The sequence below is a fragment of the Tianweitania sediminis genome (assembly GCF_017813335.1).
Lineage (GTDB): Bacteria > Pseudomonadota > Alphaproteobacteria > Rhizobiales > Rhizobiaceae > Tianweitania > Tianweitania sediminis.
In genome coordinates, this window is record NZ_JAGIYY010000001.1 from 517,026 (window position 1) to 530,394 (window position 13,369).

The window sequence follows — 13,369 nt, forward strand, 5'->3', positions numbered from 1 at the left end:
GTCCCGGGCCCGCCGATGCGGCGTTAACGCAACGCGAAGGTGTTGATTGTAGGAAAGGCATCACCGGCCGCGACAAGCCGGCGCCCTTCAAGCGTTGCCGCGCTCAGGCTGCGGCAGGAGCGACGTGATGAACGCTGTGACGCCCGCGCACCACCTCGACGGCAAACAGATCGAGCTGACGATCCTCATGCCATGCTTGAACGAAGCGGAAACGCTTGCGCTGTGCATTCGCAAGGCAAAAGCCTTTCTCCGGGCGAGCGACGTGGCGGGCGAAGTGCTGATCGCCGACAACGGCTCCACGGACGGATCCCAGGAGATCGCCGCAGCGGAAGGCGCGCGGGTCGTTCCCGTTGCCGAAAAGGGTTACGGCGCCGCGCTGATCGGCGGGATCGGAGCCGCGCACGGTCGCTTCGTGATCATGGGCGACGCCGACGACAGTTACGATTTCAGCGCGCTCGATGTCTTTCTGCAAAGCCTGCGCGCAGGCAACGACCTCGTGATGGGCAACCGCTTCCGCGGCGGCATCGAACGCGGTGCCATGCCGTTTTTGCACCGCTATCTCGGAAATCCCGTGCTGTCGCTGATCGGCCGGATGTTCTTCAACGTGCCGACGCGCGATTTTCACTGCGGTTTGCGCGGCTTCAACACGCAGGCCATCCGCGCGCTTGACCTGCGCACCACGGGCATGGAGTTCGCCAGCGAAATGGTCGTGCGCAGTGCACTCAGCGGCCTAAGGATTGCGGAAGTGCCCACCACGCTGAAGCCGGACGGGCGCAGCCGCCCACCGCACCTGAAGACATGGCGCGACGGTTGGCGGCACCTGAAGTTCCTCTTGATGTACAACCCGCGTTGGCTGTTTATCATTCCGGGCCTTCTTGCCTGCGCGATCGGCCTGAGCCTGACCGCTGTTCTCACATCAGGGCCGGTATCGCTGACCCCCAGCCTTTCGCTCGACTTCAACACTTTCACGGCGGCCTGCTTCCTGATCGTGACGGGCGTGCAGTTGGTGAGCTTTGGCATGCTTTCACGACTTTATGCAGAGATGACAGGCGTGCTCCCGCGCACTGCAGGCTCGTCCTGGCTGAAGACGCATGTCAGCACCGACCGCCTCGCCCTGGTTGCGCTCGCCTGCTTTCTGCTCGGCGCCATCCTGTTCGGTTCGGCGGCAGCGTCTTGGGCGGCGCTGGGGTTTGGTGCCTTGCACGATCCCAGCATCCCCCGCGTGGTGCTGCTTGGCCTCACCTTGATTGTGATTGCCGTGCAGGTGTTTTTCTCCGCGTTCCTGCTCGGCGTTCTCGAGATCCCCGTAACCCGGCGGCGCCGCGCCGAGTCTGATCTCGGCAATGCGTAAGGGCCGTTTGGAGCAAGCGGTGGCGCGTGGGCAGACCCTGCGCTTCCTTGTTGTGGGCGGCGGAACGGCGCTTGGCTATTTCCTTTTGTTGCTCGCCGCCGACCGGCTCGGCCTGCCGCCGTTGTTCAGCCATCCGATGGCCTATGGACTTGCCTTTGCGGTGGCTTACGGTCTGCAGCGGCAGTGGACGTTCCGCGCAGCCGCGCCACACGCAACAGCCCTTCCGCGCTACCTTCTCACTCAACTGCTTTGCGGGTGTTTGGCCGGCATCCTCGGCCACGCAGCCCAAGCGGCAGATTGGCCGGCCGTTACATCAGCCGTTGCAGTCACGGTTGCCGTCAGCGGTCTCAGCTTCCTTTTGTCGTCACGCTGGGCCTTCAAAACGGTCCACACATCGCTTTCCGCTGACGATCTCGTGCAGTCCCGACTATGACCATGCTGGGTGCAACTCATTCGGAGCTCAATTCCCCCGCGCACCGGGCGGTGAGGCCCTCGGCGCTCCTCCTGACAGCCGGGTTGGCGACGCTCGTTCTCTTCCCCACCTATGCAGCCACTGGCTTCGCCACGCTGTCGGATGGGCGCGGCGACAACGACAGCATGATGCGCCTCGTGGAAGTGCGCGACCTTCTCGGGGGGCAGGGGTGGTTCGACCTGCAGCAATATCGCCTCGGCTTCGAAGGCGGCATTCCGATGCACTGGTCGCGGCTGGTGGACGCGCCCATCGCGGGGCTAATCCTTCTGGCGGGGGCTTTTGGAGCAACGGCCGCCGGGGCGGAGACCTTCGCGGCCATCGTCTGGCCGCTGCTTCTGTTTTTCCTGGCGCTGCTGGCGCTTCTTCACGCCGCCGCGCGCATTGCCGGGTCCGGTGCAATCCTGCCCGCCGCCGTGATCGCCTCCGTCACGCTTTACTACATCGGGATCTTCGCACCCGGCGCGATTGATCATCATAACGTCCAACTTGCGCTGACTCTGGGGATGATCGCCGGTCTTTTGTCCGGAGATAACCGCTTCTGGCTGGCCGCGGGAGCCGGTGCCTGCGCCGCGCTGATGCTGGCGGTGGGCATGGAGACTGCGCCGTACGTTGCGGTGGGCGGCTTGTGTGCGAGCCTGCTTTACCTCCTTCGTGGGGAAACCGAGCGGCTCACGGCGACCGGCTTCGGTCTCGGCTTCGGGTGCGCCGCCACGCTCGCCTTTCTCTTTACCGTGCCGTTTTCTTCCTGGCTGCGACCAGCCTGTGACGCCTTTTCCGCAGTCCAATTTACCCTTGCCGCTGTTGGCGGCTTCGGTCTGGCGGGCGTTGCGTCCTCCCGGAATGCGGGCTCAAGCCTAGCCCGACGCGTGATCGCCCTCGCAGTTCTGGGAGCGGGCGTCAGCGCGCTTCTCGTTTTGGTATTTCCCGGCTGCCTCAGCAACCCCTACGCCATGGTCGATCCGTGGCTGCGGGAGAACTGGCTGGACGAGATCTCCGAAGCGCAATCCTTTTTGGATGTCGCGCGGGACAACCCGGCCAAGCTGCTTCTTTATTATGGCTACGGGCTGATGGCGCTTGGTGTTCTTCTTTTCCGATGGAAGCAGGAAACACCTCGTCGCGCCGACCTGATCGTCATTGCCATGCTTGCTGCCGCCCTTGTGATCAGCATCTGGCAAATCCGTGGATCGCTTTTCCTGTTGCCGTTCAGTGCCATTCCCTTGGCAGGATGGGTGGCAAGGGCGCGGCTCGCTGCCCGCTTGCAGCCGACCGCCCGGACAACAGGGCAGATGGCAGGAGCGTGGATCCTGTCCTTTGTTGTGACGTGGATCCTGATCAGTGCCGGTGTAAACAGCGCCCTGGCTGCGTTAAGTGGGAGCGAAGCACCGCCGATGGCTCCGCAAACGGCGCATGCCTGCTACCGGCCGAGCGACTATTCCGTTCTGGCAAAGGAAACGCCGGCCACGGTGCTCAGCTTCACCAATCTCGGCTCAGCGATCCTGCGCAACACGCCGCATCGCGCCCTCGCAGGGCCGTACCATCGCAACAGCGATGGCAACCTGTTTGCCTTGCAGACCCTGTTGGCCGCGCCTGACGACGCGCGCGCGGCGATTGCGGGCAGTGGTGCCACGATTCTTGCGTGGTGCGCGGGCAACAGCGAAGCCGGCCATCTTGCCGCCCTCGCGCCCGAAAGCATCGCCGCGATGCTGAACCAGAACGAGGCGCCAGAGTGGCTGACGCCCATGCCGGTTCCGCTTGGCAGCGACTTGGTGCTTTACCGGATCACGCCAGCCAGCTGAAAGCTAACGCTGGATAGAGACCGCACGGCACCCGCCGCGCGTCAGGACTTTTCCATGCAGATCTTGGTGTGGCCCTTGCCGATGAAGCCAAGCTTGCCTGCGGCAGCCTTGGACAGGTCGAGCACACGTCCCTTGATGAAGGGGCCGCGATCATTGATGCGAACAACCACAGCTTTGCCGTTGCTGCTGTTGGTTACCTTGATTTTCGTTCCAAAGGGAAGGCTGCGATGCGCGGCCGTCATGGCCTGAGGGTTCATGCGCTCACCGGACGCGGTTTTGGAGGTGAGAGCGTACCAAGATGCGCTTCCGCATTGAGCGTGGGCAACTGTGGGCAGGGACAGGCTAAGGCCAGAGGCCAGCATCATGCTGGCGAGCGCCAATTTCTTCATTGTTTGGAAACCCGTTGTTCGGACGGGTGCCAAGTGCCGGTGAAAGAAGGCGGAGTCGAGGAAAGTTCCGATCACGCGGTGTCACAGTCTGAATCATCGCGTGAGAATTCGTTATGATCGGATGTATTATTGGGATTGACGCGGCGTCTCCTGCCCAATTCGTAAACTGTTACTTACCTGCCGTTGAGGGCTCGTTGAGCGGAATGCCAGCATCATCTTCAATGATGCTTGAGCATCAATTCAGTAAACGCATCTTCGTCATTCTTCCGCCAGAGCGCTCATCAACTTCAGCAGAAAGAATACTACCGGGATTCAACTTTGGTGGGCAATATTGCGGCTCCAATGGCTTCAGACCCGTCGAACCCGCTTTCACGATGAGGGTGCCTGACGCAGGCTGTTCGCGCTTTGCCACATTTTACCATCGCATCTGCGAGGCAAAAAAGTTGCGCTCCGGCTCTGGAGAGCGGCAAAGACGGTCAAGAAGGGGCACGAACTCAGGATCAAACATGGCAGGAGTGTGCCGCATTCCGCGCTGCCGCCCAAGTTCGAGACCCTCAGGTTCAGATCTTGCGGAGAGCCACTTCCTCAATGAAGTGGTTCGCGCCCTTCCGGAGGATCAGATCGGCGCGCGGACGCGTGGGCAGGATGTTGTCCTGCAGGTTCTTGAGGTTTATCTCGCGCCACAAGCCTTCAGCAATGGCCAACGCTTCCTCTTCCGTCACTTTCGCGAATTTATGGAAGAAGGCTTCAGGATCGCGGAACGCCGTTTGCCGCAGGCGCATGAAGCGCTCGATGTACCAACGATGGATGAGACGTTCGTCGGCATCGATATAGATGGAGAAGTCGAAGAAGTCGGACACGAACGGCACTGCTTTGCCGTCGCGCGGAATGTCCCGAGTTTGCAGGACATTGATGCCTTCGAAGATCAGAATATCGGGGCGATCCACCTCAACAAACGCATCGGGCAGAACGTCATAGGTCATGTGGGAATAAAGCGGCGCCCGGACATTGCGTTGGCCGGACTTGATGCTGGACAGGAAGCGGAGCAGGGCGCCCACATCATAGCTTTCGGGAAAGCCCTTGCGCTCCATCAGGCCTTCGCGGCGCAGGACTGCGTTGGACAGGAGGAACCCGTCCGTGGTGACGAGATCGACCTTTGGCGTGGAAGGCCAGCGCGCAAGCAGTTCCTTCAGAACGCGCGCGGTGGTGGATTTGCCAACCGCAACCGACCCAGCGATGCCGATGATATAAGGGGTCTTGCCGGTGCCATCGGCGTTGAAAAAGGCTTGCCGCTGCCGGAACAGAAGCTGGCTTGCTTCCACGTGGGCGGACAACAAGCGGGACAAGGACAGGTAAATGCGCCGGATCTCGTTGAGGTCGATCGGATCGTTCAACGAGCGAAGACGCCGGACTTCTTCCTCATCCAGGGTCAGCGGCGTGTCGGCCCGAAACTGCGCCCAGTCATCCGCTGAAAAGAAGCGGTAAGGAGAATATTTTTCAGCCTGGGTGAGGGTTTCGGCGAGCGCCAGACCACTCCCTGGAGGGTCGGTATCGACAGCGCCGCCGCTCATGCGCGGTCCCGCGCAGCCTTTTCGGCCAATCCGGATTGCCCGGTACGGCGCTCCAGTTCGGCCATCACCTCGTTCAACGGAACTCCGGCCACGGTCAAAACCACCAGCCAATGATAAAGCAGATCGGCGCTTTCCGCGACGAGCTCTCCGCGGTCGCCACCCACGGCTGCAATCACCGTCTCGACCGCTTCTTCGCCAAGCTTCTTGGCGGCGCGCGGCATTCCCGACGAGTATAGCTTTGCCGTCCAGCTGTCGGCGGTCCCGGAATGGGCCCGAGCGTGCACGATCGCTTCCAGATCGGCCAGTGTGAACTCGCTCATTGCAGAGGTAGCCTCGACATCAGGCTGGCGCATCCAGGCGCACAGCCAAGCCGGCTCTTGCCATGGCGGCCTTGGCTTCGGCAATGGAAAAGGTGCCGAAGTGGAAGATGGAGGCGGCCAGAACGGCGGCTGCATGACCATCCCGCACGCCTTCCACCAGATGCTCGAGTGTGCCAACGCCGCCGGACGCCACCACGGGCGCGCGCACCGCATCGGCCACCGCACGCGTCAAGTCGATGTCGTAGCCGGCTTTGGTACCGTCACGATCCATGGACGTCAGCAGGATTTCGCCGGCACCCCGCTCCACCACACTCTGGGCAAACTCGACGGCGTCCAAGCCGGTGGGCGTGCGGCCGCCATGGGTGAAGATTTCCCAGCGGTTCGCTTGACCAGGTTGCGAGACCTTCTTGGCGTCGATGGCAACCACAATGCACTGGTTGCCGAATTTGTCGGCGGCAGCGGCCACGAAATCCGGATCCTTCACGGCGGCCGTGTTGATCGACACCTTGTCAGCGCCCGCCAGCAGGAGCTTGCGAATGTCGCCGATCGTTCGCACACCGCCACCGACGGTCACCGGCATAAAGCATTGCTCGGCCGTGCGCGCGACGATGTCGAAGAGAACATCGCGCTCTTCCGACGACGCGGTGATGTCAAGGAAGCACAGTTCGTCGGCGCCGGCGGCATCATAAGCCTTTGCGGCTTGCACAGGGTCGCCGGCATCGATCAAGTCCACGAAGTTGACCCCTTTGACGACCCGACCGTCCTTGACATCCAGGCAGGGGATGATGCGGGCTTTCAGGGTCATGGGCGCGATCAGGTCCAGGAGAAACAAGCGTCAGAAGCCGCAATGCACCAGATGACCTGGAAGATCAAATCTGTTTGCCGACTTGGCAGAGGTGACGTCATGCCCTGGCTCGATACCAGCGAAGAAGGTGTTGGGAGGTTACCGCCAGCCAGCCGATCAACAGAACCAAGCCGGCAGGGATCGTAATCAGCATGAACCAGCCCATCACGCCGAACTGGTAGAGGGTTTCGCCATAGTCCGTGCCGTCGATGATGCAGGGGTTTACAAAGCCCTCATGTAAGGTGCAGCCATGAGCCTTTGCGATAGCGCCTGCAGTCAGAGCGGAGATGAGCGGGGCGGCGGCGAAGAACAGGATGGCGGCCAAGGCAAACAGCAACCAGAAGATCGTCCAGCTTTTGCCGCGCCTCGCTTGCATCCTCAAAGCTTCGGTCGGCTCGTGCTGCGCAGCAGCGCCAGTGCTTCACCGGGATCGATGCGGCCATCATAAAGTGCACGGCCGGAAATCGCGCCTTCAAGTCGTGCGGCATCCGGCTCAGTCAAGCGTCGGATGTCGTCCATGGACGCCAGCCCACCCGAAGCGATCACCGGGATCGACACGGCTTCGGCAAGCGCAATGGTGGCGCCCCAGTTGATGCCCGCCAACACGCCGTCGCGATCGATGTCGGTGTAGATGATGGCAGCCACGCCGGCACCCTCGAACTGCTTGGCGAGCTCGATCACGCCCAGCGACGAGGCTTCTGCCCAACCTTCCACGGCAACCTTGCCTCCCTTGGCGTCGATGCCAACGGCGATCTTGCCAGGAAAGCGGCGACAAGCCTCCCGCACAAGGTCAGGATCCCGCACGGCGACCGTTCCGAGGATGACCCGCGCCAACCCTTTTTCGAGCCACGCTTCGATTTGCGCGAAGGTGCGAATGCCGCCGCCGAGTTGCACCGGACTGCGTGTTGCGCGGAGGATCGCCTCCACGGCAGAACCGTTGCGGCTTTCTCCCGCAAAGGCGCCATCAAGATCCACCACATGCAGCCAGGAGAAGCCTTGCTCCGCAAAGGTGCGCGCCTGATCCGTGGGGTCTTCGTTGTAGACCGTGGCACTGTCCATTTCGCCCAGCTTAAGGCGGACGCAGTGGCCGCCTTTCAGATCGATGGCAGGAAAAAGGATCAAGGTTTCCACCTCAGGAAGTTGGCAAGCAGAGCAAGGCCGAGGCGCTGGCTTTTTTCCGGATGGAACTGCGCACCTGCAATGTTGTCGCGTGCCACCATCGCCGTAACGGGGCCGCCATAGTCGGTTGTTGCCACCAGTTGGTCGTCTTGCGCAGCCGCGAGGTGATAGGAATGAACGAAATAGGCGTGCAAGCCATCCTCGCCAGTGGGTATATCAGCCAAGAGCGCGTGTGGATGTTTCACGTGAATCGTGTTCCATCCGATCTGCGGGATCTTGAGCTGGGGGTCCGCAGGCGAAATTTCCGCCACATCGCCTGATATCCACCCAAGGCCATGGGTGGTGGTTTTCTCCAGCCCGCGCTCCGCCATCAGTTGCATGCCGACACAGATGCCCAGAAACGGGCGTCCCTTGCCGAGAACCGCGTCATTGAGGACTTCAACCATGCCTGGTACGGCATCAAGGCCGGCGCGACAATCGGCATAAGCCCCGACGCCCGGCAGCACGATCCGGTCGGCGCTTTCCACCCGGTGAGCATCGCTCGTCAGCTCAATTTCGGCGCCCAATCCGGCATCGCTGTTGGCGCGCTCCAGTGCTTTCTTGGCGGAATGAAGATTACCGGAACCGTAGTCGATGATCGCAACCCGCATTACTTTCCCCAAGGATAGCTGACGAGACCGACACTGTGCCGGATGGATGATCGGGCAGACGGTCCGGTCGGCAGCTTTTCCTGGTCCGGTAGCGTGCCCACAGCGGAAACGCCTAGGTCAGACTCACTTTCACTCGCCGCTGCAAACCGGAGCTCGGCTTCGGCGAGGTCCGCACCTTCCACAGTGCCCCAGAACACGTAGCCCCGGCGACGGAGGCTGTTCAGCCAGAGTGCAGGCGCTTCGAGACCAAAGTAGAGCGCAATCAGAAGCGACATGGCTGAACCTAGCAGGGGGTGTCCGCCCACTTGGCTCATCAAGGCTCCCGCAGCCAGCATCAGGGCGAAGGCTGCAGCGGCTTCGATCCACAGCCGGTGCAAAAGCAGCCAAACCACCGGCAGAATAAAAGCGAGCCCATGGACGCCATCGCGAACCAGAACCGCTTTTTCTGCTGCATCGCCCGCGTCGACTGGCTGCATAACGACGTAGATGGCCATGACTCAGCCCTTCAGGATGCCCTTGGTGGAAGGGATGGCATCACCCTGGCGGGGATCCGGCTCGGTTGCCGCGCGAAGAACCCGAGCCACGGCCTTGAAGCAGGTTTCCGCAATATGATGGGAGTTGGCGCCATAATGGTTGGTAATGTGCAGGGTTACTCCCGCATGCTGCGCAAAGGCCTGGAAGAATTCCCGGAACAGCTCGGTGTCGAAGGTTCCGATCTTCGGCGATGGAAAGCGGACGTTCCAGATCAGGTAAGGACGGCCGGACACATCGATTGCTGCGCGTGTCAGCGTTTCGTCCATGGCCAAATCGAGCGAAGCGTAGCGGGTGATGCCACGCCGCTCTCCAAGGGCCTGGTTAAGCGCCTGGCCGATCGCGATGCCGACATCCTCCACCGTGTGGTGGTCATCGATGTGCAGGTCGCCCTTGGCCTCGACAGTCAGGTCCATGAGCGCATGGCGCGACAACTGCTCCAGCATATGGTCGAAGAAGCCAATCCCCGTGGCGATGTCAAAAGTACCGCTGCCATCGACCGTGAGCGTGACCTTGATCTGGGTTTCCTTGGTGTTTCGTTCCACCGAAGCGCTGCGTGGCTGCGACATTCCTTGTCCTTCTCCGCGCCGAAACCAACGGGGTTCCGCGTGTGGCCGCTCCATACCAGCCGTATCCAAGGCTGAACAGTTGCCTGCTTTGCAAAGTCGTTTCCCCTTCATACATAGGGCGAAACATCAGGGGTGTTGCGCGGTGCCGCAAGGGCCGCGTCGGCACCGCCGCATCGGAGTGACCTATGAGTAATGAGATCATCATGCACGGCACAACCATCGTGACCGTGCGGAAAGGCAACAAGGTCGTGATCGCCGGAGATGGGCAGGTCAGTCTCGGCCAAACCATCATGAAGGGCAACGCCCGCAAGGTTCGCCGTCTCGGCAAGGGCAACGTGATCGCTGGCTTCGCCGGCGCCACCGCCGACGCCTTCACGCTTCTCGAGCGGTTGGAATCGAAGCTCGAACAATATCCCGAGCAGCTGACGCGCGCTTGCGTCGACTTGGCCAAGGATTGGCGCACAGACCGCTACCTGCGCCGGCTCGAGGCCATGATGCTGGTGGCCGACAAGAACGTGACGCTGGCGCTGACTGGCACGGGCGATGTGCTGGAGCCCGAACACGGCGTGATGGCGATTGGCTCGGGCGGCAATTATGCCTTGGCCGCCGCACGCGCCCTGGCGGAAACCGATCAGGATGCGGAAGCCATCGCCCGTACCGCCATGCGGATTGCCGGCGAGATCTGCGTTTACACAAACGGCAGCGTGATCCTGGAAAGCATCGACCTTGCTTGAAGCGCTGTATGATTTTCGGCCGGTGACGCCTGCCGACCTCCCAATGCTGGAAGGCTGGCTGCGCCAGCCCCATGCAACGGAATGGTGGGGCGACGATATCCTCGCTTCGCTGGAAGAGATCATCGAAGCCGCGGAAAGCGTGGAAACGGAGCCGCTGATCGTCGAGCTTGAGGGAAAGGCCCTCGCCTATCTGCAGGTGTATGACCCGCATCTGGAAGATGACCATCCATATCAGGACCAGCCCTTCGGCACCCTCGGCCTGGATGTAACCATCGGTGATGCCGCGATGCTCGGAAAAGGCCATGGCTCGGCGATGGTGCGCCAGATCGCCGAACAGCTTTTCGCTGAAGGTGCGCCACGGGTGATCATCGACCCTCATCCCGACAATGCCCGGGCAATCCGTGCTTATGCCAAGGCGGGTTTCCGCGAGATCGACCGACGCCATTCTCCTTATGGCGATGTCGTTCTGATGGCCTGTGATCCGGACGAGGACAACGCGCAGAATGGTGGCTGACACAAGCGACATGGTGCGGGAGCCCGACGAGATAACCGGTTCGACGCTCCACACAGCAGTCGCGGTGGGTGTGATCACCGCCCGCCAACGTGATCAGCTTTTTGCGCTGCAGGCCTCAGCGCCACTTGCTGCGGTCGGCAATCTCGAATCTGATGCCGACGAGGAAAACCTTCGGCTGATCGGCGGCGGCAACGATCTGTTCGTGACGGTCGGCACGGTCCTGCTCACCGCCGGCTTCTACTTCGCTTCCAACACCGTGCTGGCGGGACGGCCCCTTTGGATCGCCGGCGTGCTCGCCCTGTTCGGCTGGGGTGTCGCCGAGGTGGTGACGCGCCAGCACCGCATGAAACTGGCATCCACCGTTCTGGCATTGTTGTTCGCGGGGTCCACAGCGGCCTTGCTGGCCATCGTGGTGGAGCAGACCTACCAGATCCGGCTGCCGGAAACGATCTGGGAAGTTCTTGCCTTGCGCGGCCAGGTCTCGCAGGCCGGTTACCTCCTGCTAGGCGGCGTGATCGCAGCAGCACTCCTTTACTTCTGGCGCTTTCGCGTGCCGATCCTGGCAGGCGTGATCGCCATCGCTGCAACGTTGCTCGCTTTCCTGCAAACGACGCTGCTGCTTTACGACGGCGTCGCCAGCGGCACCGTCACTCCGCCGAGCCTGCAGGACATGCCCGAACTGCTGCGCGCCGCTCTTTACATGCCGCTGATCTGCGGTCTGGTCGTGTTCGCGACAGCCGTGGCGCTCGACCTTTATGATCGCGAGCGCCGCAAGATCTGGTCGGACTGCGCCTTCTGGCTGCATGTCGTTTCCGCGCCGATGCTGGTGCATCCGCTGTTCATCATGGCCACGGGTCAGGACGTTGTGTTCGGACGCATCGAGCCGGGTGTGGATGCCACAATCATGCTGTCGATCCTGATCATCGGCTTCGTTTATGTGGCGCTCGCCATCGATCGCCGCTCGCTGCTGGTGCCGACGCTGGCTTATTTCGGCTCGCTCGGCATCTACTATCTCGTGAACTCTGCCGCCAATACCACCGGCATTCCACCCTTCGCCTTGATCCTGCTGACGATCGGCGCGCTGGTGATCCTGTTTGGCGCGGGGTGGCAGCGCATCCGCCGCTTGATCGTCGGGTCGACCCTCCCCACATCCGTTCTCGACAAGCTCCCTCCCTTCAAAGTGTAAGTATTCATGACGAACTTCTCCCCCCGCGAGATCGTGTCCGAACTCGACCGCTTCATTATCGGCCAAAAGGATGCCAAGCGCGCCGTGGCCATTGCGCTGCGCAACCGCTGGAGGCGCCAGCAGCTGGAAGGCGCGATGCGCGAAGAGGTGATGCCGAAGAACATCCTGATGATCGGGCCGACCGGCGTCGGCAAGACGGAAATTTCCCGCCGCTTGGCAAAGCTCGCCGGTGCGCCCTTCATCAAGGTCGAAGCCACCAAGTTTACAGAAGTCGGCTATGTCGGCCGCGACGTGGAGCAGATCATTCGCGATCTCGTGGAAGTCGCGATCGGGCTCACGCGCGAGAAGATGCGCGAAAGCGTCAAGGCACGCGCCCACATGAATGCAGAGGAGCGCGTTCTGGAAGCGCTGGTCGGCAAGACCGCCAGCCCCGCGACGCGCGACTCCTTCCGCAAAAAGCTGCGCGACGGCGAGATGGACGACAAGGAAATCGAGATCGAGGTTGCCGACACGGGGGCTCCTGGCGGTTTCGAGGTTCCCGGCATGCCCAATATCGGCGTGCTCAACATCAATGACCTGATGTCCAAGGCGATGGGTGGCGGACGCACCAAGATGCGGCGGACAACGGTAAAGGAAAGCTACGACTTCCTGATCAACGATGAAAGCGACAAGCTGCTCGACCAGGAGGAAGTGACCCAGCGCGCCATCGAGTCGACCCAGAACGACGGGATCGTGTTTCTGGATGAAATCGACAAGGTCGCCGGCAGCGACACCCGCACCGGGCCCTCGCGTGAAGGCGTGCAGCGCGATCTTCTGCCGCTGGTGGAAGGCACCACCGTGGCAACCAAGTATGGGCCGGTGAAGACCGACCATATCCTGTTCATCGCGTCCGGCGCATTTCATGTGGCGAAGCCGTCCGATCTCCTGCCTGAGCTACAGGGCCGCCTGCCCATCCGGGTGGAACTGCGAGCTTTGGAGAAGGACGACTTCCGCCGAATCCTGACCGAAACGGAAGCGAGCCTCATCAAGCAGTACATCGCCTTGATGAGCACGGAAGGTGTCACGCTCGACTTCACGGACGATGCCATCGACCAGCTCGCCGGCATTGCGGTTGATCTCAATGCCAATGTGGAAAACATCGGCGCGCGGCGCCTGCAAACCGTGATGGAGCGGGTGCTCGACGAGATCTCATTTGTTGCGCCGGACCAGAGTGGTACCGCTGTCACAATCGATGCCGAATATGTCGACAAGCATGTTGGCGACCTTTCGAAGAACACAGATTTGTCGCGTTTCATTCTTTAAGGCACGGGGGCCGGTTCGACC

Annotated in this window: 16 protein-coding genes; 7 read left to right on the forward strand and 9 right to left on the reverse strand. The window is 61.7% G+C overall.

Features of this window, described 5'->3' with window-relative positions; all coding sequences use genetic code 11:
* The first annotated feature begins 127 nt into the window (after positions 1-127).
* The 3 genes from J5Y06_RS02375 to J5Y06_RS02385 all read left to right on the forward strand — a co-directional run bounded on the left by J5Y06_RS02375 (position 128) and on the right by J5Y06_RS02385 (position 3,619).
* On the forward strand, positions 128-1,351 hold the full coding sequence (locus J5Y06_RS02375) for a glycosyltransferase family 2 protein (protein ID WP_209333500.1): 1,224 nt from the start codon (positions 128-130) through the stop codon (positions 1,349-1,351).
* A 19-nt stretch (positions 1,352-1,370) separates the two neighbouring features.
* Positions 1,371-1,784 (forward strand): GtrA family protein, encoded by a 414-nt coding sequence (locus tag J5Y06_RS02380; RefSeq protein WP_209333501.1) that lies wholly within the window; start codon positions 1,371-1,373, stop codon positions 1,782-1,784.
* An 83-nt stretch (positions 1,785-1,867) separates the two neighbouring features.
* Positions 1,868-3,619, forward strand: coding sequence for a GtrA family protein (locus J5Y06_RS02385; RefSeq protein WP_209333502.1), 1,752 nt, complete (start codon positions 1,868-1,870; stop codon positions 3,617-3,619).
* A 41-nt stretch (positions 3,620-3,660) separates the two neighbouring features.
* Here J5Y06_RS02385 and J5Y06_RS02390 read toward each other — a convergent pair whose 3' ends face one another.
* The 9 genes from J5Y06_RS02390 to hisB all read right to left on the reverse strand — a co-directional run bounded on the left by J5Y06_RS02390 (position 3,661) and on the right by hisB (position 9,612).
* Positions 3,661-3,984, reverse strand: coding sequence for a septal ring lytic transglycosylase RlpA family protein (locus J5Y06_RS02390; protein ID WP_385931141.1), 324 nt, complete (start codon positions 3,982-3,984; stop codon positions 3,661-3,663).
* A 584-nt stretch (positions 3,985-4,568) separates the two neighbouring features.
* Complete coding sequence (coaA, locus tag J5Y06_RS02395; RefSeq protein ID WP_209333504.1) at positions 4,569-5,579, reverse strand: type I pantothenate kinase; 1,011 nt, start codon at positions 5,577-5,579, stop codon at positions 4,569-4,571.
* Positions 5,576-5,899: a phosphoribosyl-ATP diphosphatase gene (locus J5Y06_RS02400; RefSeq protein ID WP_209333505.1), complete on the reverse strand. Its 324-nt coding sequence runs from the start codon at positions 5,897-5,899 to the stop codon at positions 5,576-5,578. Before J5Y06_RS02400 ends, coaA begins: the two co-directional genes overlap by 4 nt.
* A 19-nt stretch (positions 5,900-5,918) precedes the next feature.
* Positions 5,919-6,704, reverse strand: coding sequence for an imidazole glycerol phosphate synthase subunit HisF (gene hisF, locus J5Y06_RS02405; protein WP_209333506.1), 786 nt, complete (start codon positions 6,702-6,704; stop codon positions 5,919-5,921).
* 97 nt (positions 6,705-6,801) lie between these two features.
* Complete coding sequence (locus J5Y06_RS02410; protein WP_209333507.1) at positions 6,802-7,119, reverse strand: hypothetical protein; 318 nt, start codon at positions 7,117-7,119, stop codon at positions 6,802-6,804.
* 2 nt (positions 7,120-7,121) lie between these two features.
* Positions 7,122-7,865 (reverse strand): 1-(5-phosphoribosyl)-5-[(5-phosphoribosylamino)methylideneamino]imidazole-4-carboxamide isomerase, encoded by a 744-nt coding sequence (gene hisA / locus J5Y06_RS02415; protein WP_209333508.1) that lies wholly within the window; start codon positions 7,863-7,865, stop codon positions 7,122-7,124.
* On the reverse strand, positions 7,862-8,512 hold the full coding sequence (gene hisH / locus J5Y06_RS02420) for an imidazole glycerol phosphate synthase subunit HisH (protein ID WP_209333509.1): 651 nt from the start codon (positions 8,510-8,512) through the stop codon (positions 7,862-7,864). Before hisH ends, hisA begins: the two co-directional genes overlap by 4 nt.
* Positions 8,512-9,006 (reverse strand): DUF2628 domain-containing protein, encoded by a 495-nt coding sequence (locus J5Y06_RS02425; protein ID WP_209333510.1) that lies wholly within the window; start codon positions 9,004-9,006, stop codon positions 8,512-8,514. The genes hisH and J5Y06_RS02425 overlap by 1 nt, the downstream gene beginning before the upstream one ends.
* Positions 9,007-9,009: 3 nt before the next feature.
* Entirely contained in the window at positions 9,010-9,612 is a 603-nt protein-coding gene (gene hisB, locus J5Y06_RS02430; protein ID WP_209333511.1) for an imidazoleglycerol-phosphate dehydratase HisB, read from the reverse strand.
* Between the two features lie 185 nt (positions 9,613-9,797).
* Between hisB and hslV the strand changes: the two genes are divergently transcribed.
* Genes hslV through hslU form a run of 4 tightly spaced genes read left to right on the forward strand, consistent with a single transcriptional unit; the run spans position 9,798 to position 13,348 of the window.
* Positions 9,798-10,346 carry an ATP-dependent protease subunit HslV gene (gene hslV, locus J5Y06_RS02435; RefSeq protein WP_209333512.1) on the forward strand — a complete coding sequence of 183 codons (549 nt, stop codon included), beginning with the start codon at positions 9,798-9,800 and terminating at the stop codon, positions 10,344-10,346.
* Positions 10,339-10,860 (forward strand): GNAT family N-acetyltransferase, encoded by a 522-nt coding sequence (locus J5Y06_RS02440; RefSeq protein WP_280818990.1) that lies wholly within the window; start codon positions 10,339-10,341, stop codon positions 10,858-10,860. Before hslV ends, J5Y06_RS02440 begins: the two co-directional genes overlap by 8 nt.
* Positions 10,850-12,046: a hypothetical protein gene (locus J5Y06_RS02445; RefSeq protein WP_245247526.1), complete on the forward strand. Its 1,197-nt coding sequence runs from the start codon at positions 10,850-10,852 to the stop codon at positions 12,044-12,046. Before J5Y06_RS02440 ends, J5Y06_RS02445 begins: the two co-directional genes overlap by 11 nt.
* A 6-nt stretch (positions 12,047-12,052) precedes the next feature.
* Positions 12,053-13,348 carry an ATP-dependent protease ATPase subunit HslU gene (hslU, locus tag J5Y06_RS02450; protein WP_209333513.1) on the forward strand — a complete coding sequence of 432 codons (1,296 nt, stop codon included), beginning with the start codon at positions 12,053-12,055 and terminating at the stop codon, positions 13,346-13,348.
* Positions 13,349-13,369: the final 21 nt, after the last annotated feature.

Coding starts and splice junctions, on each gene's coding strand:
- J5Y06_RS02375 (WP_209333500.1), top strand. CDS start 128: ATGAACGCTGTGACGCCCGCGCACCACCTCGACGGCAAACAGATCGAG.
- J5Y06_RS02390 (WP_385931141.1), bottom strand. CDS start 3,984: ATGATGCTGGCCTCTGGCCTTAGCCTGTCCCTGCCCACAGTTGCCCAC.
- coaA (WP_209333504.1), bottom strand. CDS start 5,579: ATGAGCGGCGGCGCTGTCGATACCGACCCTCCAGGGAGTGGTCTGGCG.
- J5Y06_RS02400 (WP_209333505.1), bottom strand. CDS start 5,899: ATGAGCGAGTTCACACTGGCCGATCTGGAAGCGATCGTGCACGCTCGG.
- hisF (WP_209333506.1), bottom strand. CDS start 6,704: ATGACCCTGAAAGCCCGCATCATCCCCTGCCTGGATGTCAAGGACGGT.
- J5Y06_RS02410 (WP_209333507.1), bottom strand. CDS start 7,119: ATGCAAGCGAGGCGCGGCAAAAGCTGGACGATCTTCTGGTTGCTGTTT.
- hisH (WP_209333509.1), bottom strand. CDS start 8,512: ATGCGGGTTGCGATCATCGACTACGGTTCCGGTAATCTTCATTCCGCC.
- J5Y06_RS02425 (WP_209333510.1), bottom strand. CDS start 9,006: ATGGCCATCTACGTCGTTATGCAGCCAGTCGACGCGGGCGATGCAGCA.
- hisB (WP_209333511.1), bottom strand. CDS start 9,612: ATGTCGCAGCCACGCAGCGCTTCGGTGGAACGAAACACCAAGGAAACC.
- hslV (WP_209333512.1), top strand. CDS start 9,798: ATGAGTAATGAGATCATCATGCACGGCACAACCATCGTGACCGTGCGG.
- J5Y06_RS02445 (WP_245247526.1), top strand. CDS start 10,850: ATGGTGGCTGACACAAGCGACATGGTGCGGGAGCCCGACGAGATAACC.
- hslU (WP_209333513.1), top strand. CDS start 12,053: ATGACGAACTTCTCCCCCCGCGAGATCGTGTCCGAACTCGACCGCTTC.